Below are 20,610 nucleotides of genomic sequence, written 5' to 3'. Positions count from 1 at the left end.
GGGTCTCAGTCTGGCTCAATCGTGCGCCATTCGAGCAAGGAGGGTGACGGCGTCATGAAGCCGTCCAGCCTCGTAGATCAGCTGCTCAATATCCATGGAGACCCGGACCGCTTCAATCATACCACCTGCCTCAGCGCACGCCTGTGCCGCTTTGGCGGTCTGTTCGGCCGCCTTCAGCTTGGCATGTATTTCTGCGAGGCAGGCTTTGATGGCGGGTTCGATGACTTCCGCTTTCATGACTTGTCGGCCCCCTGACCAGATTCGAATAGTCGAATGCACGCTCAGGTCGGTGCAGAAGTCCAGCTGTTTCGGAGGAATCTTGTGGCTCTTCGGGAGCCCACTGGAGAGCATTGTGATTGGGGACAAGCCAGGCAGCAGGCTCCAAGCCGCAAATTCCCGTATAGGGTTCAATAGCTGCTCCCCTCGGGGCTTGCATGACCTAATCGGCAAGATCAATGGTTTCGTGCGAGGTGTCGAGGCTCTTCGAGAAGTCGCAGGGTCACAAGTGCTGAGATCAAAAAAGGGCGGCGGGACGGCAAGCGTCATCCTTCAACTTATGGATGGTTTCCTCGCGACGAATATCTCGGATTCAAGCCTCCAGTGGTCTACGGGCTGGACGATCGATCGACTGATCAATAACTTATCACACATGTATTGATTTGGACCGAAAAGTCTTCTCCCCGAAAGAAGGTCTTGATTGTGACTGCGATTGCTGTTGTCGGCATTGGTTGCAGGCTCCCCGGATATATCGACTCCCCGGAGGCCTTATGGGGCGCGCTCCTGGCAGGCACCGACCTCGTTAGCGAGATTCCGCAGCAGCGCTGGAATGCGGACGATTACTACGAGCCCGTAGCAGGCGTGGCGGGCCGCTCAGTCTCGCGCTGGGGCGCGTTCCTGGACGACCCATCGGGCTTTGATCATCGCTTTTTCAGCATTGGCGAACCCGAGGCCCTCGCCATGGACCCACAGCACCGGCTGTTGCTCGAGGTCACTTGGGAGGCCGCCGAACATTCCGGCCGCGATCCGCGCTGCCTGTTTGGGACCGATACCGGCGTATTCTTCGGCCTATCGCACCAGGACTACATGCAGGTCACGCGTGACGCGGGTGCGATGGGCCAGGCCTACGCTTTTACGGGAACGCCCTTCAGCATGGCGTCAGGGCGGGTCGCCCATGCGATGGGGCTTACGGGGCCTGCTATCACCATGGATACGGCCTGCTCGTCCAGTCTGGTTGCCGTGCATGCGGCTCGCCGAAGTCTCCTCGCGAGCGAGTGCCGCGTCGCGTTTGCCGGTGGGGTCATGTTGATGTTCTCGCCCACAACGTTCGCCTCGGCGTCCGGCCTCGGTATGCTGTCGCCGACAGGGCGGTGTCATGCGTTTGACGAGCGCGCCGATGGCTTCGTGCGCGCCGAAGGCTGCGGCGTGGTGATGCTCAAACTGCTGAACGATGCCTTGCGCGACAACGACCGGGTGCTCGCCGTCATTCGCGGTAGCGCGGTCAACCAGGACGGACGCACGCACAACATTCTCGCACCTTCCCGCGCGGCCCAGATCGCGGTCATCGATCGTGCGCTTGCCGAGACACACGTTGATCCCTCATCCATCGGCATGATCGAGGCGCACGGCACTGGTACGCCGGTGGGCGACACTGAGGAGTTCCACAGCCTCTCGACGCACTATGGACGACACTCGCCCTGCGCCCTGGGCTCGCTCAAAAGCAACCTTGGCCACGCGGAATCGGCGGCGGGCGTCCTTGGTCTGATCAAGGCGACGCTCGCACTGGCGCACGGCGTCGTACCGCGATCACTTCACTTCCATCGGTTGCCTGCGCATCTCCAGCCAATCGCGACGCGGCTCTTCGTCCCCACTGACACCGTGCCCTGGCCTTCGACTGGCCCCGACGGACTCCGCCGCGCGGCCGTATCGTCTTACGGCATGTCGGGCACGAACGCGCACGTCGTGCTCGAACAGGCTCCCCAGACACCTGCCTCATCTTCTCGACCAGAGGCCGCCAGAACACAAGAGCAGCCCTGGCTGTTTCCAATTTCTTCCACCTCGCCAGAGGCGCTTCGTTCAACGGCCGCGCGCCTCGCGGCTTGGCTGGACGCGAGCGCCGGCGGTCATCGCCCCGGTGAAGTCGCGCGGACCCTCGCCTGCAGGCGTGGGCACCGGCCGGTCCGGCACGCGCTCATAGCGAAGACGCTCGGCGATCTGACAGCGCAATTGCGCGGACTCGCAGCCGATCAGTCTATCGATGCTGATTGGGCCGACCATGATAGCCGCGGTCCCGTCTTCGTATTCTCCGGACAGGGCTCGCAGTGGGAGTCAATGGGCGCGGAGCTGCTCGATATCGACCCGGTCTTCGCCGGGATGGTGGCAGCCATCGAGCCTCTGATTCAGGCGATCGGCGGCTTTTCGGTGACCGATACCCTGCGTCGGCCCGCGCAACTCGAAAGCATCGAACGTGTCCAGCCCGCCATTTTCACATTTCAGGTCGCGTTGGCGGCGTCGTTGAAAGCCCAGGGGGTGGTGCCGTCGGCAGTAATCGGCCATTCGATGGGTGAGGTATCCGCGGCAGTCGTGGTCGGCGCTCTCTCGCTCGAAGATGGCGTGCGGGTGATCTGTCATCGCGCCATGCTGTGCCAAACGCTCGCTGGATCCGGCGCGATGGCAGCTGTTGGGATGGCACCGGCGGCGGTTCGCGAAGATTTGGCGCGCCGACGGATTGACGATGTTGAGATAGCCGTGCTGGCTGCGCCGGCCTCAACGGTCGTCGGGGGCTCTGTCGAGGCCGTGCAACGCCTCGTCGCTGCGTGGCAAGCCGAAGGCCTTTTCGCCCGCGGGGTCGCGGTCGATGTGGCCTCACACACGTCGCAGGTCGAACCGATCCTCGCGCAGCTGTCGGAATGCCTCGCGGAGGTGACTGCGCGCAATCCGCGCACGCCCATGTACTCCACCGTGCTGCTTGATCCGCGAGAATCCCGCGTTTGCGATGGCGCCTACTGGATCGACAACCTTCGGCAACCGGTTCGCTTCCGGCCGGCCGTGCAGGCTGCGCTCGAAGACGGACACCGCGTATTTGTCGAGCTTTCGCCGCACCCGATCGTGACCCGCGCGCTGTTGGAGAATGCTGCCGCAACGGACTTCGCCGTCCGCGCGCTTCCGTCGATGACGCGCGGCGAGCCCATGCCCAACGGGGTTCTGGGCCTGGTCGGCGCCATCTATGTCGCCGGCGCGGCGATCGATTTTGATGCCCTGTATCCGGTTGGCCAGCTGCTTGACCTCCCGTTGCCGGCCTGGACGCACTATCCCCTGTTCCTTGCGCCGGCGACGCCAGCCGCAGGTCCGCATCACATGCCATCAACGCATCCGCTGTTGAACGTCCACCGTGTCCTGCACGAAGAACCGGAACGGCACATCTGGGCATGCGAGATTGGCCTCGACGCCCACCCCTGGCTCGCGGACCACCGGGTGAACGGTACGCCGCTCTTCCCCGGTGCTGGCTTCTGCGAAATGGCGCTTGCCGCCGCTCGCACCGCCCTTGGTACATCGCTCGTCGAAGTGCAGGCGATCACGTTTGACCACGCGTTGCGGTCGGAAGCCTCGATGCCGATTGTCTGTACGGCGATGTCGGATCGCCCATGTGAGTTGAATTTCAGGCTCGAGAGCCAGGCAAGGAATGAGGCGCCGGTCCATGCACGTGCCCGGCTCTCTGCGGCCGCCTCTGCAGAGTCGCGTGCAGCGTACGATGTCACCGCGCTGCGCGCCGCTCACGTGACGGCAGTCGCCGCGGATGAGGTGTGGCGGTGGTTCGAGACTCATGGCATTCAGTACGGGCCGTCATTTCGCGCACTGGCCCCGGGCTTGGCGTTGTCCGCGGACGGCGCCTCGCTCCTTGCGGATCTTCGGCTCCCGAGCTCGCTCCGAACGAACGGACGGGGCTACACGGTGCACCCCGTGCTGCTTGACGCGTGCTTCCAGTCCGTCGGCGCGTTCCCCCGGGTCGTTTCGGCTACAAACGGACGCCTGCTGCTGCCGCTCTCGGTGCGAAGCCTCCGGCTCCAGCGCACAGACGCCGACGCCGCCCACTGCATCACCCGCCTGGTTGCGGTCGACGCGCTGCACGTCGAGGCGAACATCGACCTGCTCGACGCCTCCGGTCGCGTGCTGCTCAGTGTCGAGGGATTGGCAATGGGGAGCGGCGCCGCCGAACAGCATGCCGATGCCGTCGCCTGCAACTCGCGCCTGCTCGATATAACCTGGCAGTCATGGGACATCCCTCGCGCCACGGTCCGGCCGGACGACGGCGCCTGGCTGTTGCTCGATGCCGATGATGCGGGGCACGGCTTGATGTTGGATCTTGAAGGAAGCCTGCGCGAGAAAGGGTTCACGTCTCGCATCCTCGGCAGTGCCGGGGCCGAGAAGGGGGACGCATGGCGCGAGCAGATTGAAGACGCTCTGCGTCAGCATCGCCCTGGAGGCGTGGTGGTGGTCTTGCCACGCGGCAATGAGCCCGCGAGTCCCGACGCATCTCGGGCGAACATAAGCAGGCTGCTCCACCTGACCAACGCACTGAGGCAATGCGAGCGGCGGCCCCGGCTCTACGTCGTCACATGTATGGCTCAACGCGTACTACCTGACGACAATGTTCAGCTCGCGCATGCCGGTGTGCGTGGATGGCTGCGAGCCGTCGGTGCCGAGTGTCCCGCACTCCGTCCCACCCAGATCGACGTGAACCCGCAGCCTGACGTGTCGTTGCTTCGGGCTCAGCTGCTGAGCGGCTCGGACGAAGACGAAACGGCGCTGCGCGGAGCGAGCGCGTATGTCGCACGATTGCAGCGAAGTCCGCTTGGTCACGCCGATCGCCGCATTTTGGACCGCGACGCGGCTCGCGATGGTTTTCGTTTGGAAATCCGCGTGCCCGGTGATCTGCAGAGTCTGGAGATGGCGGCGTTCGAGCGGCGTGCGCCGGGCGTAGGCGAGGTGGAAGTGGCGGTGCATGCCACAAGTGTCAATTTTGCCGACGTGCTCGTTGCTCATGGCCGCTATCCTTCATCCGATGGACGTGCGCAGGAGCTTGGCCTGGACTTCGCCGGCATTGTCACCGCCGTCGGACCAGGCGTTTCGGCATTTCGCGTCGGCGACCGCGTGGCCGGGCTCTGCTGCGGGGGCGCCTGGAGCACCTATGTGACTTGCGATGCACGCTTGCTTGTCGCGATACCCGCCACGCTCACGAATGCCGAAGCGGCCGCGATTCTCACGACAACTGCCACGGCCATGTATGGCCTCGAGGATCTGGCCCGGATCGGGCCTTGCGACAAGGTGCTCATTCACTCGGCGACCGGAGGTGTCGGGCAGGCGGCTGTGGCCATTGCCCGCGCGGCCGGTGCAGAGATATTTGCAACAGCGGGCTCCGAGGCGCGGCGAGAGCTGCTGCGCGCCGACGGCACCCGCCACGTGTACGACTCTCGAACCGCGGCATTCGCCGAACAGATCCGGCAGGACACGGCGGGTTACGGCGTGGACGTAGTCCTCAATTCGCTCACGGGCGCGGCACAGCGCGCCGGCCTGGGGATCCTTGCGGCAGGCGGGCGGTTCATCGAGATTGGCAAGAAGGACATCTATGGGGGCACGTGGCTAGGACTGTCTCCGTTCAAGCGCAACCTCTCGTTCTTCGCCGTCGATCTCGCGCAGATGTGTATGATGGCTCCGATCTGCGTGCAGGCACTGCTGTTGCGGGTCATGCATCTTGCCAGGGAGGAGCGGCTGCCCCTGCCGGACATCGCGACCTATCCCCTTGCCGAAGCGGCTTGCGCCATTCGCATTGTCGGCAGCGCCGGTCACACCGGCAAGCTCGTGCTCACCGTCCCGAGGACCGGCCGCTACCGGGTACCGGCGGCACCGGAGCGCTTCACGCCGTTCAGGCGCGATGGTGCTTACATCGTCACCGGCGGTCTTGGCGGGCTCGGCCTGTTCTTCGCTGACGCGATGTCCGCCGCCGGGGCCGGTCGCGTCATCGTCAACGCGCGGTCCAAGCCCACCGACGCCGCGACGAGCGTGCTCGTCGCGATGAAAGCACGGGGCACCGAGGTTCGGGTGATTAGTGCGGATATCGCGGAGCCATCGACGGCGCGACGTCTTGTCGAGGCCGCGACGGCGACGGGCCTGCCGTTGCGAGGTGTCCTGCACGGTGCAGCCGTCGTCGAGGACGGCATCCTTCCCTCCGTGACTGAAGAGAGGCTGCATCGGAACTGGGCACCCAGGGCGGAGGGCGCCTGGCATCTGCATGTGGCAACGCTGGAGCAACAACTCGACTGGTTTTGCTGTTTTTCTTCGGTTGCGGCGCTCTTTGGTTCGCCTGGGCAGTCCGCGTACGCAGCCGCCAACAGCTGGCTCGATACGTTCACACAGTGGCGGCGCGCCCAGGGGCTGCCGTCGTCGGCGATCGCCTGGGCGGCGTGGGCGAATATCGGTGCCGGTGCGCATCTGTCGGCCCGCGGCGATACGCGAATGATCGAGGCGCGCGACGGTGCTTATGCATTCGAGACGCTGCTGCGGCACGACCGCGGCTATGCCGCATACGTCCATCTCGACGGCGCCCCATGGCTGACGGCGCTCGCTGCGCGGAGCCCGTTCGCGGCGGCGTTGTCGCAGGCTTCAGAAGCAGCGGGCGAACCGGCGCGCCGCCTGCGCATGGAGTTGAGACGCGCGCCGCCCGGCGAGCGGCCGGCTCTGCTGCGGCGTCTGATCATCGAGCATCTCGGTGTGATCCTGCGCCGCAAGGTGAATCCAGACCGCTCGCTCTTCGATTACGGCCTCGACTCACTCGGCACGCTTCAGTTGCTGATCGCGCTCGAGGCCGATACAGGCATCCGGCTCCGGTCCGTGAACGTGACGACTGTGCGCGCACTCGCCGACGCACTGAGTCGCGCCATGCAGGAGTTGCAGCCCGCTGGAGCAGATGCCCGTGACTGACCTGCGTCCGCTGCACGACTGGTCAGGGCCTCCCTCGACGCTGACACTCTGGTATCCGTCTGCTGCCTCAATCGAAAGTGCGAAGCGCGCACCGGTGTCTCCGGTATTGCCGAGCTACGAACAGGAGCAGCATCTGCACGCTTTCCGCGCCTGTGAGCAGCGGCACGAGGCGATGGCGCGGCTCCTCGTCGTCGTGTGGGACGAACCTGGGCGGTGTGACCTCAGAGCCATGACCCATGTCGTGACGGCGCATCTGCGCAGGCACGACACATATCACAGCTGGTTCGGAGAGCGTGGCGGAGCGATCGTACGGCACGTGCTCACGGACCCCACGGCCATCCAGATGGAGCCTTCGACGCTGGGCGAGGTGCGCGCGGAGGACTGGCAGAAACATGTCATGGCGACTCCTTCGCCGTTCGCATGGGATTGCTTTCGATTTGGCATTCTCCAGCGCCCGGGTGGATTCACTTGCTTCGCAAGCATTGACCATTTGCACGCCGATGCGACCGTCATAGCGTTCCTGATGACGGAGATCCGCTCGGCGTATCGCGCCGTGCTCGACGGCGAGAAGCCGCTTCGGCCCGGATTGCCAGGAAGCTATCTGGATTACTGCAGCAGCCAGCGCCAGCGTGCAGCCGCGACGACGCTCGAAGACCCCGAGGTGAAGCGTTGGATTGCGTTCCTGCACCGCAGCGGCGGGCGGATGCCTCATTTCGCACTGCCGCTCGGTGTGCTGGAGGATCGCTATCAGGCGGAGTACATGCATGTGGACATCCTCGATGATGTCGTCATGGACGCATTCGAGTCCGCGTGTCACGCTGCTGGCGCACGAGTGATCGGCGGTTTGTTGGCATGCGCGGCGCTAACCGAACGGGAATTGGCGGGGCGCTCGCGTTACAGCGTCGTCACCCCCACGACCACGCGGAGGTCGCCGAAGGCCTTCAGGACAACCGGCTGGTGCGTGGGAGTGGTGCCAATCGACTTCGACGTGCAACAACGAACGTTTCCTGAACTGGCCTTGACGGCCCAGCGCAACTTTGACGAACGCTTAAGCCTGGCGGAGATGCCGATCGAGCTGGTGCTCGAACTGGCAGCCGGACTGCCGACGATCGATTCCGCCGCCACAGGGGGCGTCATGCTATCCTATATGGATGTGAACGTTCCTCCGCTCAGCGCCCAGATTGCTCGCGAATGGCATCAGGCGAATGGGCGGGTCTATATCAATCGGGGCATTGCCGCGCAGGTTGCGATCTGGTTATTCCGTACCCAACGCGGACTCTCGCTGACGGCGGCTTTTCCGGCAAACGACACGGCCCGGGCTTCGATGCACCGCTATGTCGAGGCGTTTGCGAGCACATGCCGTCAGGCCGCCGAGGCATTGATGCCGGCGTACTCCGATGCCGGTCGTAAGGGATGACGCAAACGATGGCGGACCCCGCGAACGTGTCGCGTAGGCCGATGGCGTTCTTGTCCTTCGCAGATCAGGCACTCTATCTGGCGCATGTATCGCTCGGGCAGCATGCGGTGATTCAGGGGCTGTGGCGCTATCTGCGGCCCGTAGACATAGACGCGCTGACACGGTTTCGCGACCACCTCGCGCATGGTCATCTGGCGAGGCTGATCCGGCCGGCGCTGCTTCCGTTCGGGCGACACCAATGGGCCAGCGCGCCGCCGACGTCGGCTGCTCTGGCTGCTGCCGAGCCGCCGCTCGCTCCTGAGGCGATGCAGGCCTGGGCCGACGCGCAGGTCGAGCTTCCATTGGACCCCGTGCGCGGACCGGCATGGAACTTGACTCACCAAGGCTTCACAGATGGCTCCACCGTGGTCTCGCTTGTGGTGTCGCACTGCATCGCAGACGGACTGACGATTGCAATGGCCGTGAGCGACGCTGTGCGCGGAGAGAGGCGAATTCCAATCTATCCTGGAGTCTCGACGGCGCAGCGTGCGGCGGCAACGCTGGGTGCCGAGCTCCAGCGCGCTCTGCGTGACGCGCCAGCGACATTTCGAGCGCTCGGCCAACTGGGCCGTAAGGCATACACCTCGCTCGGCACGCCCAACACAGCCGCTGCGTCGTCGGTGTTGCCAGCCGCAGATGACCGGATGGTCGTGTTTCCGTCCGCCTTCCTACGCGTACCCACGTCGATCTGGGACGCCAGGGCGCGGAGCCGCGGAGCGAACCGTCTCGCGCTCCTGGCAGCGATGAGCGCGGCGTTCGCCGAGGCGCTCGGTCGCGTCCGTGACGAAGAAGTGACCTTGTTGTTCCCCGTGAACCAGCGCGAGAGTCTGTCGCACACCGGCGGGAACGACGTCGCGCTTGCCACATTGAAGGTGCGTGTCGACGAGCCGCGCGGCCGCCTGCATGGGTTGCAGCGGCGTCTGCGGGCTACGTTGCTGCGGACGCGACGGGAGCCCAATCGACTTGCCAAGCTGCTGCCCTTGGTGCCCTTTGTGCCTCCACGGGCATTTTCGGCCGCGAGCCATCTTGCGCTTGGCGCGCTCGCCGACCTGCCGATCACATGTTCGAACTTGGGCGACTTGCCCAAGGACGTGCTCCAGATCGACGGCCATGCGGCTGATGGAATGTGCTTTCGCGGCATCGACCGCCCGGTCGCGCGCCGCGCGATCGAGGCCCGTCAAGGCGTGGCCACACTCTTCGCCGGCGTCATACCCGGGTTTATCGCCCTCAGCTTTGTTGCCTACCAGCCTGGCGTGGTAACGGAGCCTCAGCATCTTCGTGCGCTGGTCGAACGGCTCCTGGCTGACTACGAACTCGCGGGCGAGTTTTTCGATGCTTGAGACAAGCACGGCCTGCAACGCCACATGCGCGAGGCACCGCCTCGCCTGGCTCGACCAACTAGCCTACGAATTGTTCAGGGTCACCGGCCGGAGCCAGTTGATGCAATGCCTCTGGATCTATGATCGTGACGTGAATCTCGACGCGCTGGTGCAAACATACGAACGGCTCACCGCCCTGTCATTCAATCGGCTCATTGAGCCGTCACCTTTGCCATGGGGCAGGCCGCGTTGGGTGAAGCCGGCCGCAGGGTCCATTCCGTTCGAGCATGGCTCGGACCTGCTGCCACGATCGCAGCTGCTGCACTGGGCCAACCAGCAGGCGCGCGCACCGATAGACCCTGTCATCGGTCCCCCCGGGCGAATGGCCATCCAGTCATTCGATGATGGCAGCACGGCCGTGAGCATCGTCGGTTCGCATCTGGTGCTCGACGGGATGGGAGCCTTGCGCGTCATCGCGGCTGCCGTGAACGGTACGGGCGTTCCGAATCAGTACTTGCCTAAAGGCGCTCGCGGGCTGCTGTCAGGTTGCGTGTCTGACGCGTTGCAGATCCTTGCTGACGCCCCGCAGACGGTCGACGCACTCGCTCGGATTGCGCGGGCGAACTGGAGCAGGTCCGCCGCTCCCGCGAAGGACCAGGCCATTGCAGCCGCCGAGGCGGGTCACGCTCCATCAACGATCATCGAGCTCCCAGCTGTCGCGGTGACTGTTGCGTCACGCATCTGGTCCGCGTGCGAGCAGCGGCTCGGTGGTGGGATGGGTACGCTGCTGCCGGGCTTCGTGGCGTCCCTGGCATCGCGTCTGGGCCGCCGCCGATTCTCGGACGGCGCGATCAGCCTGCTTGTCCCAAGAAGCCGAAGGCGTGGGCTGGCCGACGAACGCGCGCTGGCGATTGAATTCCACATGATGAACGTCGCGCCTGAAGGCCTCACCAGGAATCTGGAGCCCGTGAATGAGGCGAGGGCGCTGCTTCGTGGCGCGAGGAAAAGTGAGACCGATCTACTGACTTCGTTGCTCCCTGCCATCGCCTGGATGCCCCGCACCGCCGCAAAGACGCTTGTGAACCGGTTGTTTGATTATGCCGATGAGCTGCCGGTGAGCTGCTCCGATCTTGGAATGCTGCCGGACGGGCTCGCGCGCATCGACGGCGCACCGTGCCGGCGCTTGCTGACGCGAGCCGTCGATGTCAACGTCACGCGCCAGGATCTGGAGCGTTCCCATGGTCATCTCGTCGTCGTGGCCTCTCGCTACGGCCAGGAGGTTTCTCTGTGCATAGAAGCCTGCCAGTTGCAACCCACGCCGACCACGGCCGACGAACTTCGCCTGGTAGTCTCTCGAACGCTCGCCGATTTTGGACTCGAGGCGGTCATCGACGCCTGATCCCGGTACGTGAACGAAGCCGGCTATTGCATGTGAATTCTGTATCAATGGAAGACCAACTTTTGAACGGGCAGCGGTCACATCGTGCAGCAAGAAGACAGGGGGCGTGGGGGGTGAGCTCTTCGCCGGCCAACAAACGGCTCGGACGGCGCGGCGGCGCGAGCGACCTAGATGCCGGGGCGGACGACGTTCTGTGCTATATGGACCAGGCCTCATTCGTCGGATTGCGGGCGCTCGGACGCGGGCCGGTGTTGCATATCACCTGGATCTATCCTGAGGCGATCGATGAAGCCGCCGTGACGCAGTTCAGCGAGCGGCTCACACGGGGGTTGCTGGGGCGCCGGCTGCAGCGTTCACCATTGCCTTGGGGGCGGCACCGTTGGGTGGAGAACCCTGCGCCAGGCCCTGTGATGTGGCTTCGCAACCCGTTGCCCGACGAGTCTCTCCACAATTTGCGGCGTCTGCTGCTCGATCTGCCGGTCGATCCCGAGCGCGGACCTGGCTGGCGCCTGGTAGTCCAGGCGCTGGAGGGCGGTGGCTGCGCGCTGACAATGTTGGTGTCGCACACGATCGCTGACATGCAAGCCGCCGGCCAGGCCATCGCCGACGCGGTGGCTGGGCGACGCGTCGACTACGGGTTCACCGCCCCGTCCGGGCGATGGTCTCCAGCGATGCTGGCGAGCGACAGCGTCGAGAGCCTGCGCGCCTTGCCTGGCGTTTGGCGCGCCGTGGTGGCTCTCGTGCGGCGGGCGCGCAGGGGGAGGGCGGGCTTGCCGCGCCCGCGCTCCCGCGCGCCAAGCAGCCGGAATTGCTTGGAGCCGGCAGTGGACGTGCCGCTCGTGCAGGTGGTGATGGACGCAGGGGCGTGCCAACGGCGCGCGTCCGATCTGGGCGTTACCAGCAACACGCTGATCATGGCATTCGTGGCACGGCTCGCTTCCCAGATAGGCCGCGTGGACGCGTCAGGACGCGTGAAGCTGGTGCTGCCGGTCAGCGACCGCCATTCCGGCGACCGACGAGGCAACGCGCTGCGGGCGATCACCGTGATGGTGGACCCCGATACTTGCCGCAACGATCCGCAGGCCTTGCAGCGGGATATCAAGGCTGCACTGGCCTCGCTGATCCGGAACGGCGATGACGTGTCGCCGCTGCTTCCGCTGATCCCCTATGTGCCCCTGTGGCTGGCGCGCCGTCTGGAGCGGGAGGCGCTTGGTGCGGATCTTCCCGTTGGCTGCAGCCTGATCGGCGAATTGCCGCTGGACGTGAACCGCCCCTGCGGCGAGGCATCGCTTCTGCAGATTTCTCTGCTGGAGCGCTATACGGCTTCCGAGCTCGAACGGCTGGGTGGCCTGCTGTTCATCCCGTGTTACCGCGTCGGCGAGCGGCTATTCGCAACCGTGCAGGGATACGGGCCAGACCGCGTAACGACCCGCGCTCAGTTGGCGCCATTTGTGCGCGCTGCGCTCTCGGATATGTGCCTGTGCGCGACTGTGAGTTGACGAGAGCCGATCAATAACGAATATCGAGCCACGATCAGGATGAAGAGCGGGAGGGCGCTCATGCGACGCGTAGCGCGTCGACGATCTTCATGCGGGCGGCCCGCACGGCCGGCAGGAAACCGCCGAGAAAGCCCATCACGAGGGCGAAGACGAGCGAGCGCAGCACGATCTCGGGCGTCAGCACAAAGCGAAATGCGAGCTCGGACAGCGACGTCCAGTTGAGCGTCGTGATTTTCACCTGTGTCATCAGTGATGCGAACAAAATTCCAACGGTCCAGCCGATCAGCGCGAGCAGCAACGCCTCTACGAGGAATGCAATCAGGATTCGCGAGCGTCGAAATCCGAGCGCACGCAGCACTCCTATTTCCATCATGCGGCTGGCCACGGCCGCGTACATCGTAATCGTCGCGCCGATGACAGCGCCGAGCGAGAACATCACCGAGAGCGTGAGCCCGAGAATCTGGATGAAACCGGAGAGCAGGCGTGACTGCTCCTCATAGAAGATGCGCTCGCGCTTGGCCTCGATGGTAAGGCGGGGATCGGCTTCGAGGCGCGCCTTGAGGGCGTCGAAGCCGGAACGATCAGCGAGCCGCACCGTGATGGACGAGAAAAAGTCGCGCCGGAACGATTGCACGAGCTGCTCGCTGTCGCCCCATATCTCGGAATCGAACCCGCTGCCGCCCGCGTCGAACCGGCCTACGATCCTCCATTCCCGCTGAGCAAACCGCAGACTCGATCCGATCTCCACGTCTTCGAAACGTCCCGCGAGGGCGCGGCCAATGACGATCTCGTTCGATCCAGGACGAAACATGCGTCCTTCGACGATCTGCACGTGCGGGCGCACGGCAAAGGCGGCCGGACCGATCCCGCGGATCAGGAGGTTGCTCGCCTGCTTGGTCTTGCGCCTTGGCTGCGCGATCAGGACCGCCACTTCCTTCGATACGAGCGGCGCTCCTTCGGCTCCGATGACGATTTCCGGTTGGCTTTCGATGATCCTGGCCTGCCGGCGGTCGATCAGGCTCTGGATCTCGACTTCCGCGGAGCGGCGCACGAAGATAACGTTGGTGTCTTCGCCGGTCGCGACGAGCGTCTGCTTCAGTCCGGAGTCGAGCATGAGCACGGCGGCGTAGACGAACACCACGAGAGCCATGCCTGTCGCGGTGAGCAAGTTGGTGAGCTTGCGCTCCTGCAGGTTTCGCAAGCTGTAGGAGAGCAGCAGCGGCATGGTCAGCCCAACGCCCGAAGACCGTCGACGATCCTGACGCGGGCTGCCCTGCGCATCGGCAGGATCGCAGCGAGAACCCCGACCACCACCGCTGCAAGTGCCTGCAACATGACCGTGTTGAGGCTCACGATCAGCGTCGGGAACAGCGTGGCGGAGAGTTCGGCAAGGCGCGCGGCGACCGGGGGTGTGAGCCCGATGCCGATCGCACCGCCGATCGAGGCGATCAGGACGGATTCCCCAAGGATCAATCGCGCCACGTAGCCGGGGCTGAAGCCGATGGCTTTCAGAGTGGCGTATTCGCGAAGCCGCTCGCGGGCCGTCATGGCCATGGTGTTCGCCATGACCGCCAGGATGATGAAGATCACCACGAAGGAGACGACACGAATGGAAATGAGGATCGCCTCGGTCTGCTTCACGAAGCCGATCTGGAAAGAGCGCTCGGTCTCGGTGAGCGTCTCGGCAAGCGAGTTTCGAAACACTTCGTCGATGGCCTGACTGACGTCCGCGACGCTATCCAGGCTGACGACGTCCACGGCGAACACCCCCACCTGGTCGGCTTGTGCCTTGGAGCGCACACGCAGTGTTTCGTTCAGGTAGTCCCAGCGGAAGAACAGCTGCGACGTGTCGGTTTTGGGATCCCTGCCGTCGAAGACGCCGCAGATCAGAAACTCCCAATTGCCGGGGAACACGGTCCCGCGCAACTGGATCACGTCGCCCGACTTGAAGCCGTAGCGTTTGGCGAGCTTGCGCCCGACAATCGCGCCGCGGCGCTCGTGCAGGAAGGCGCGACGCACCTCGTCCGGAACCAGGATCTCGGGGAACACATCGAGATAGCTCGCGGCATCGATCGCAAACTGGGGAAAGAAGTTCTTCGGATCCTTGTAGATGCCGCCGAACCAGTTCACGTGGGTGACCCGCCGCACGCCTTCGACGGCGCTGATGCGCTTTTGATAGGATTTCGGCAGCGGCAGCGCAAAGGAGATGGCGTTGCGGGTCAACAGCCGCGAGGGAACCGCGCCATCCACCCCCGCGTACCAAGTCTTGACGACGGTCTGGAGCACGCCGAAAGCGAGGATCGCGACGATGAGCCCGACGAGCGTCAGGGACGTGCGGAGCCGGTGACGCAAGACGTTGCGGGCCACGAGCGTAAGCCACTGGTTCATGACCGGCGCTCACTCAAGGCGCTGCTCCACCAGATAGGAAAGATCGCCCTTCTCCAGACTCATGATGCGCTTGGCATGCGCGGCTGCGCGGTGATCATGTGTGACCATCACGATCGTCTTGCCCATGTCGCGGTTCAGCCGCTGCATGATCTCGAGCACCTCCTTCGCCGACTGCCGGTCGAGGTCGCCCGTCGGCTCGTCCGCCACCAGCACCGTGGGGTCGGTGACGATCGCACGCGCGATGGCCACGCGCTGCTGCTGTCCGCCCGAGAGTTCGGAGGGCAAATGCTTGACGCGATCGCTGAGGCCGACCAGGCTGAGCGCGAGTTGCGCGCGGTCCCGGCGGTCGCGCCGCCCCAGGCTGGTGAGCGTGAGAGGTAGCTCGACGTTCTCGAGCGCCGTGAGCACGGGCATCAAATTGTAGAACTGGAAGATGAAGCCCACGTTCGCCGCGCGCCAGTCGGCGAGTTCGGCTTCCGGAAGCAGCGTGATGTCCTCGCCCCCCACCTTGATCGAGCCCTGGTCAGGACTGTCGATGCCGGCGATCAGGTTGAGCATTGTCGATTTGCCCGACCCCGACGGACCCATCAGCGCGAGGAACTCCTTGCGACGGATGTCGAAGGTGAGTCCGGAGAGGACCGGGACGATCTGCGCGCCGCGTCGGTAGCTCTTGCTTACGTCGCTCAGCGCGATCAGCACGTCCTCTCCGGCGGGCCGGTCGGAGATGCGGAGTACGGTCACTTCGTGGCCTGCTTCACTGCGCGCCCGTCGACGAGATCTTCCAGCGGCCGGACCACGACGCGCGTGCCTGCCTTGAGGTCGCGGACCTCGATCTGGTCGCCTACCTTCGCGCCGACATCAACGCTGCGCAGGCGGGCCTTGCCATCCTCGGCGACGTAGACATGCGGTCGCCCCTCGAGTTCGAAGATGGCCGCCATTGGCACTGCAAGAACAGGCTTGCGCTCTTTCTCCGTTACTTCACGTTCGAGGAACGCCACCTTGGCGCTCATGTCCGGAAGCATCCTCGGGTCGCGCTGCACGAACCGGACTTTCACGAGGGTTGACGCCTTGGCACGATCCACGGTCGGCACCATCCGGCTGACCACGCCCTCGAAACGCTCGCCGGGGATCGCATCCAGCTGGATCTCGACCGGTTGCCCCACGTGGATGCTCAGATACGACGACTCCGCCACGTCGGCTTCCACTTCCAGCGAGTCCATGTCGGCAATTGTGACGACCGCGCCTTTGGTGTCGACAGCCTGCGAGAACGGTGTGATCGTGTCGCCGACGTTGGCGTGCCGCGTGAGGACGACGCCGTCGAAGGGCGCTCGGATCTGAGTCTGCCCGACTGAAACTTCGGAGGCGCGGAGATTGGCCTGCGCCGCGGCGATGGCGGCCCCATATCCGGCAAACGCAGCACGCGCCTTGGCGAGGCGTGCCTCGGCGCTTTCACGGGTCGATTCGCTGATGATGTTCTTCTCGCCAAGGGCCTCGGAGCGCTTGAAAGCGATTTCCGCCTGCGTGAGCTCCGCCCGCCCCTGTGCCAGGTTGGCTTCCGCAACCTGCACGTTGGCGGCGGCCTGGTCGCGCACCGCCACCGTGTCGCTGCTCTCGAGCCGGGCGATCACCTCACCTTCGTGCACCTTGCTGCCTTCGAGCACACCCAGCCATTCGAGACGGCCGGTGGCCTTCGAGGCGACGGAGGCCTTGCGTTGCGCAACGACGTATCCGGTCGCGTTCAGCAGCGTCAGCGCCTGTGACGGATAGACGGAGTAGACGACCGCCGTCTCGACGACGATCTGCGCATGCTGGCGCCACACCCATGTCGCGCCTCCAATGCCGACAAGCAGGGCGAGGAAAAGGATGCGCCCCAGGATGCGGCGGAATTGTCTGCGACGCCGCGAGCCGGCGCTACGGTCGATTGCAAGCGCGGACAAATCGGAGGCGTCGGGTGCGCCGTCGCTCAGGGCCTGGGGCAAAGTCATGGTTTGATCATGGATTTCCGAACAAAACAGCGCAGACTTTGAACAAAATATCTATTGAGAAAGCCGTAAGCCATGCGCTTGACCACTGTCAATTAGCATGAAGGGCCGCCCTTGACATCCATGATTTCGTATTCTCCAAATCTTCTTAAGACGAAGCGTAGCCGATGGGGGCCCCGCAACGACGCGATCGCCATAACTCGACGCCGCGAAAAACCGGAGCGGGACCATTAAGTTTGCCATTGCAGTTCACGGTACACGAGAGGCATGAGCCTGCGGCTGCGGTTGCCCGTGAGCTGGCAGCGCCACGGTCGCGACGTCAGCATGGCCGTACCTCCCAATCTCGTACGGTTTGCCGAGTCGGCCGGTCTATGTCCGGTGAATTCTTACGGCCCCGATTCCCAACGCCAGCTCGAGGCGGAGGTTTTCCAGGATTGGTTCAAGTTGCGCAGCCTCTGCATCGGTGCCGACCAGCCGGTATAGGCGACATGGATCAAACGCCTGGGTGTCGGTACCTCGCGTCGTTTCTCCGCAACGACGCAAGCGACCCTTCGCCATGACCTCCGGACTGTTCTGGAGTTAGGATGCGCCACTCGGGCGCGCGAGGTGGCCAATCAAATAACGCCGCCGGGCCGAAGCCTGACGACCACCGTAGGGCTTCTCGAAGAGCTGGCCGCCACGCGCGCGTGATGTTGATCTCAGGTTTCCGCGCACAAAATCGAGGTCGCGAGCTGTTTAGAGAACGCGATCTTGTCCTGACGAGTCCGCTCCAGGTCAAAGCTTGTCCTCGGCAGCATGGACGTGAGCTGCGTGCCTGGTGTGGGAGCCTCCGGGAAGCTGGTGCAAAGCCTCGTCCGCTAAGGGTCAACCGCGTCGGTTTGACTGCGGATCAGCCACTTCCGGTTTGGTCCGACAAGCCGACCAGTGATGAAGCCCGCCCGGGTTCGGCGAGAGCAAAAGCCCACTTCTATTGTTTTCTGTCGCGCATCCATCGCCGAAGCAGTTTCAGCGGGTCAGCCCCAAGCGCCTCGGCAATGGTGATGAACTCGATGACGTCAAGGCGCCGCTCGCCACCTTCGTACTTGGCTATGAAAGATTGCGGTTTGCGGAGCTTCTTGGCGAGCGCCTGCTGACGGATACCGGCTTTATGTCGCGTTGCGACAAGCAGGGCGATCAGGCGGGCATATTCGGCGGATTTGAGGGATTTTTCCATGGCCGCCGGGCGCGTTTCGATTCGGCGGCAGCCAATCTGATCCTAGAACGGGATTATCCCAAAACAGGATAGAATTAACCCTCAGGTGCGAAGCTGGTTGGCGAGGCGCTCGGTTGTGCTGGACTTGTGCGGTCAGCGGAGCGCAATGGCGGGGTATGACTAACCCCAAAAGGAGACTCACAATGCTCACTGAACTGCATCAGGATTCGACGACATCCCACTCTCGCGCCTCGAACATTCGGGAGCAGGCGCTCCTCCATCTTCTTCTCGGGCAGCTCATGGCCGCACGCTGGCAGCAGGGCCGCCACGACATCGAGGTGCTCACGAGCGAGGTGGACCGGGGCGGCTACGACATCGTGCTGGAAGCCAACGGGATCCTCCGGCACGTCCAGCTGAAGTCGACCTTTGCCGGCTCCAGCGTCCGGCACGTGACGGTCAGCACCCGGCTGCTCGAAAAGCCCAGCGGCTGCGTGATTTGGCTCGAGGTCGACCAGCGCACGCTGGCATTCGAGCGCTACTTCTGGTTCGGCGGCCAGCCGGGAGCGCGGCTGCCGGATCTGGGCTCGAAGGTCAGCCGGCATACGCGCGCGGACAGCAACGGCCAGAAGCTCGAACGCCCAATGCACCGCGACCTCGGCAAGACCTGCTTCGAGCAGGTCGATAGCGCGGATGAGCTGCTCGCCAGGCTGTTCGGCTAGGGCGGCGCCAGAGAGAAGAGCGGCCAGCGATCCGGAGTTCGGTTGGCGAGGCCGCTCGTTCTCTCGATGACGGCTAAAGCTTGAGTTCAGGCCTGTAGCCCTGCGGACGATCGCGCGAGGCGAAAAAGAGCAGAGAAGTCGATAGCCCCTCCAAGGCCCAGGGAAGGCCGTGGAGGAGATTTGCGTCCTCTCCGCACTCCGACAGGTCCGAAATCCTTTAAATCGCGCGCAGAACCCAGGGCTTTGCGGCGCGCTCGCCGAATTCCGCCCAAGAACAATCAATAAAGACAATGCCTTAGCGGTGTGCCGGGGCGAATAAGGATCGTGGTTCTCGTGCAAGGGGGCCCGAGGCTGCGCAGGGATAACTCGCCTGGAGCCCCGCGGGTAGGGGCGGGACTGGCACAAGTTATGCTATAGTTGGCTCATACATGATTGAGGAGCCAATTTGATGCAGCAGCTTCCCAAAAAGGTACAGCCGCCTGCTTCCCAGTTCGAAAAGCCCGCCAAGGAGCGCTTGATCGAGACTGCCGACAAGCTGTTTCGGCTGCTCGGGATCAGGGTCGCACCAAGCTTGATCGCTCACGAGGCGCATACGAACATGGACACCTTGGTCAGGTATTTCGGCAATGGTGATCCGTTGGTGGCTCGTTTCATCAAATCGTTGATCGCGGAATGCGAGGAATACTGGCGCGGTCTCGCCGCGGAGTATCCGAACGATCCCGCATCACAGCTGCGGTGGTGGCTTGCCTTCGAAGAGGATCAAATCGGCTATATGATGGAGCCGCGAGTGTTGCTCTCGCGCACAGCGGCGGAATTGTTTGAGCCTCGCAAGCAGCAGCATCCGCTGCTGAGGGAGATCGAAGAACATTGGCAGGCGGAGCGGCGGCGGGTGGTCGGATTGTGTCGGGCCGCGGGCTTGCGCGATCCCATCGAGCTCGCAGATAAGCTGCTGTTGCTGGTGCACGGCGCACGCAACGAGCGGGGTGCTTACGGGCGCTTGAAGCCGAGCCGCGTGCTGCGCCAGGCTGGTATCGAGCTTATGGTCGCCCACGGGGCTGCTAACATGCCCGTGACCGACCACGCCCCCGACTTGGATTGAGACCGAGCATGACCAAAGCCGATGACGCCGCAGTAGTCGTCTTTACCTCCGAGACGCGGCAAGAGATCCTGAGGCATGCGGGGTCCCGGGGCTGGGTCCTCAGTCCCAAGAGTGTCGAGCAATGCCCCTATCTTGTTTGCTGCAGGCGGCAAGACTGGGATAACAAGGCCGAGGGCGTTCCGGCTCGGGCCGCATTCCTGGTCGGCCGGATTTCATTGCTCGCGCCACTCGATGAGACCAAGAACTCGCGAGGGCAGGCTCGTTTCCACATCGGAATCTCGGAGTTCGCCGACATTGCCGTTGCGGAGGTCTGGCGCAAGGAGCTGCGCAACCCGGTCGCTTATATCGGCTTGAAGCAGCTCGGGATTCAGCTCAAGCGGCTGAAGTTTCAACCGGTGCCCGACGCGCGGCCAACCGGCTCTGATGAGGCGCGGAGAGGGCTGACCATCGCCGAGGCGAAGAAAGCGTTGGCCGCCACCTTTGGCGTGCGGCCCGAAGATATCGAGATCACGATCAAGGGGTGATCGGATTAACCAATGCCGCGATCGCGGGTCGTCTATTGGGCGAGTGTGTTTGAAGTAT

General features: G+C 64.1%; 14 protein-coding genes. 8 read left to right on the top strand and 6 right to left on the bottom strand.

Going from position 1 to position 20,610, the window contains the following annotated elements; translation table 11 throughout:
* Positions 1-15 precede the first annotated feature (15 nt).
* Positions 16-237, bottom strand: a complete 222-nt coding sequence (locus JQ566_RS18145) for a hypothetical protein (protein WP_212374090.1) — start codon at positions 235-237, stop codon at positions 16-18.
* 462 nt (positions 238-699) lie between these two features.
* Here JQ566_RS18145 and pks2 point away from each other — a divergent pair, with 462 nt between their 5' ends.
* The 5 genes from pks2 to JQ566_RS18120 all read left to right on the top strand — a co-directional run bounded on the left by pks2 (position 700) and on the right by JQ566_RS18120 (position 12,648).
* The gene (gene pks2 / locus JQ566_RS18140) at positions 700-6,975 is read left to right on the top strand and encodes a sulfolipid-1 biosynthesis phthioceranic/hydroxyphthioceranic acid synthase (RefSeq protein ID WP_349643336.1); all 6,276 of its coding nucleotides are present in this window, start codon (positions 700-702) and stop codon (positions 6,973-6,975) included.
* Complete coding sequence (locus JQ566_RS18135) at positions 6,968-8,392, top strand: condensation domain-containing protein (RefSeq protein WP_212374086.1); 1,425 nt, start codon at positions 6,968-6,970, stop codon at positions 8,390-8,392. Before pks2 ends, JQ566_RS18135 begins: the two co-directional genes overlap by 8 nt.
* Before the next feature lie 41 nt (positions 8,393-8,433).
* Positions 8,434-9,771 carry a hypothetical protein gene (locus JQ566_RS18130; RefSeq protein WP_212374084.1) on the top strand — a complete coding sequence of 446 codons (1,338 nt, stop codon included), beginning with the start codon at positions 8,434-8,436 and terminating at the stop codon, positions 9,769-9,771.
* Positions 9,764-11,149, top strand: coding sequence for a hypothetical protein (locus JQ566_RS18125; protein WP_212374082.1), 1,386 nt, complete (start codon positions 9,764-9,766; stop codon positions 11,147-11,149). Before JQ566_RS18130 ends, JQ566_RS18125 begins: the two co-directional genes overlap by 8 nt.
* A gap of 113 nt (positions 11,150-11,262) precedes the next feature.
* Positions 11,263-12,648, top strand: a complete 1,386-nt coding sequence (locus JQ566_RS18120) for a hypothetical protein (RefSeq protein ID WP_212374080.1) — start codon at positions 11,263-11,265, stop codon at positions 12,646-12,648.
* A 58-nt stretch (positions 12,649-12,706) separates the two neighbouring features.
* Here JQ566_RS18120 and JQ566_RS18115 read toward each other — a convergent pair whose 3' ends face one another.
* From JQ566_RS18115 to JQ566_RS18095, 5 genes are all read right to left on the bottom strand, one after another.
* Positions 12,707-13,873 carry an ABC transporter permease gene (locus JQ566_RS18115; protein WP_212374078.1) on the bottom strand — a complete coding sequence of 389 codons (1,167 nt, stop codon included), beginning with the start codon at positions 13,871-13,873 and terminating at the stop codon, positions 12,707-12,709.
* Between the two features lie 2 nt (positions 13,874-13,875).
* A complete protein-coding gene (locus JQ566_RS18110; RefSeq protein ID WP_212374075.1) occupies positions 13,876-15,036 on the bottom strand; it encodes an ABC transporter permease in 1,161 nt (386 codons plus the stop codon).
* Between the two features lie 9 nt (positions 15,037-15,045).
* Positions 15,046-15,735: an ABC transporter ATP-binding protein gene (locus tag JQ566_RS18105; RefSeq protein ID WP_349643335.1), complete on the bottom strand. Its 690-nt coding sequence runs from the start codon at positions 15,733-15,735 to the stop codon at positions 15,046-15,048.
* Positions 15,736-15,773: 38 nt separating this feature from the next.
* Positions 15,774-17,021 carry an efflux RND transporter periplasmic adaptor subunit gene (locus tag JQ566_RS18100; RefSeq protein ID WP_212374072.1) on the bottom strand — a complete coding sequence of 416 codons (1,248 nt, stop codon included), beginning with the start codon at positions 17,019-17,021 and terminating at the stop codon, positions 15,774-15,776.
* Between the two features lie 964 nt (positions 17,022-17,985).
* Positions 17,986-18,231, bottom strand: coding sequence for a helix-turn-helix domain-containing protein (locus JQ566_RS18095; RefSeq protein WP_212374070.1), 246 nt, complete (start codon positions 18,229-18,231; stop codon positions 17,986-17,988).
* A 182-nt stretch (positions 18,232-18,413) separates the two neighbouring features.
* On the opposite strand from JQ566_RS18095, the gene JQ566_RS18090 reads away from it, so the two are divergent.
* The 3 genes from JQ566_RS18090 (at position 18,414) to JQ566_RS18080 (ending at position 20,552) form a co-directional block, all read left to right on the top strand.
* Positions 18,414-18,929: a hypothetical protein gene (locus tag JQ566_RS18090; RefSeq protein ID WP_212374069.1), complete on the top strand. Its 516-nt coding sequence runs from the start codon at positions 18,414-18,416 to the stop codon at positions 18,927-18,929.
* Positions 18,930-19,377: 448 nt separating this feature from the next.
* Positions 19,378-20,028 (top strand): hypothetical protein, encoded by a 651-nt coding sequence (locus JQ566_RS18085; protein ID WP_212374067.1) that lies wholly within the window; start codon positions 19,378-19,380, stop codon positions 20,026-20,028.
* 8 nt (positions 20,029-20,036) lie between these two features.
* Positions 20,037-20,552, top strand: coding sequence for a hypothetical protein (locus tag JQ566_RS18080; RefSeq protein ID WP_212374065.1), 516 nt, complete (start codon positions 20,037-20,039; stop codon positions 20,550-20,552).
* The last annotated feature ends 58 nt before the right edge of the window (positions 20,553-20,610 follow it).

Source organism: Bradyrhizobium sp. SZCCT0231 (assembly GCF_018130245.1).
In the GTDB taxonomy this organism is placed as follows: Bacteria; Pseudomonadota; Alphaproteobacteria; order Rhizobiales; family Xanthobacteraceae; genus Bradyrhizobium; species Bradyrhizobium japonicum_F.
Note: the sequence above shows the minus strand (reverse complement) of the source record. Positions and strands in the feature narration are given on the sequence as shown.

Bases quoted from the DNA above. Each gene is read 5' to 3' on its own strand.
- JQ566_RS18095 (WP_212374070.1), bottom strand. From the start codon at position 18,231: ATGGAAAAATCCCTCAAATCCGCCGAATATGCCCGCCTGATCGCCCTG.
- JQ566_RS18125 (WP_212374082.1), top strand. From the start codon at position 9,764: ATGCTTGAGACAAGCACGGCCTGCAACGCCACATGCGCGAGGCACCGC.
- JQ566_RS18110 (WP_212374075.1), bottom strand. From the start codon at position 15,036: ATGAACCAGTGGCTTACGCTCGTGGCCCGCAACGTCTTGCGTCACCGG.
- JQ566_RS18100 (WP_212374072.1), bottom strand. From the start codon at position 17,021: ATGACTTTGCCCCAGGCCCTGAGCGACGGCGCACCCGACGCCTCCGAT.
- JQ566_RS18130 (WP_212374084.1), top strand. From the start codon at position 8,434: ATGGCGTTCTTGTCCTTCGCAGATCAGGCACTCTATCTGGCGCATGTA.
- JQ566_RS18090 (WP_212374069.1), top strand. From the start codon at position 18,414: ATGCTCACTGAACTGCATCAGGATTCGACGACATCCCACTCTCGCGCC.
- JQ566_RS18145 (WP_212374090.1), bottom strand. From the start codon at position 237: ATGAAAGCGGAAGTCATCGAACCCGCCATCAAAGCCTGCCTCGCAGAA.
- JQ566_RS18085 (WP_212374067.1), top strand. From the start codon at position 19,378: ATGCAGCAGCTTCCCAAAAAGGTACAGCCGCCTGCTTCCCAGTTCGAA.
- JQ566_RS18115 (WP_212374078.1), bottom strand. From the start codon at position 13,873: ATGCCGCTGCTGCTCTCCTACAGCTTGCGAAACCTGCAGGAGCGCAAG.
- JQ566_RS18080 (WP_212374065.1), top strand. From the start codon at position 20,037: ATGACCAAAGCCGATGACGCCGCAGTAGTCGTCTTTACCTCCGAGACG.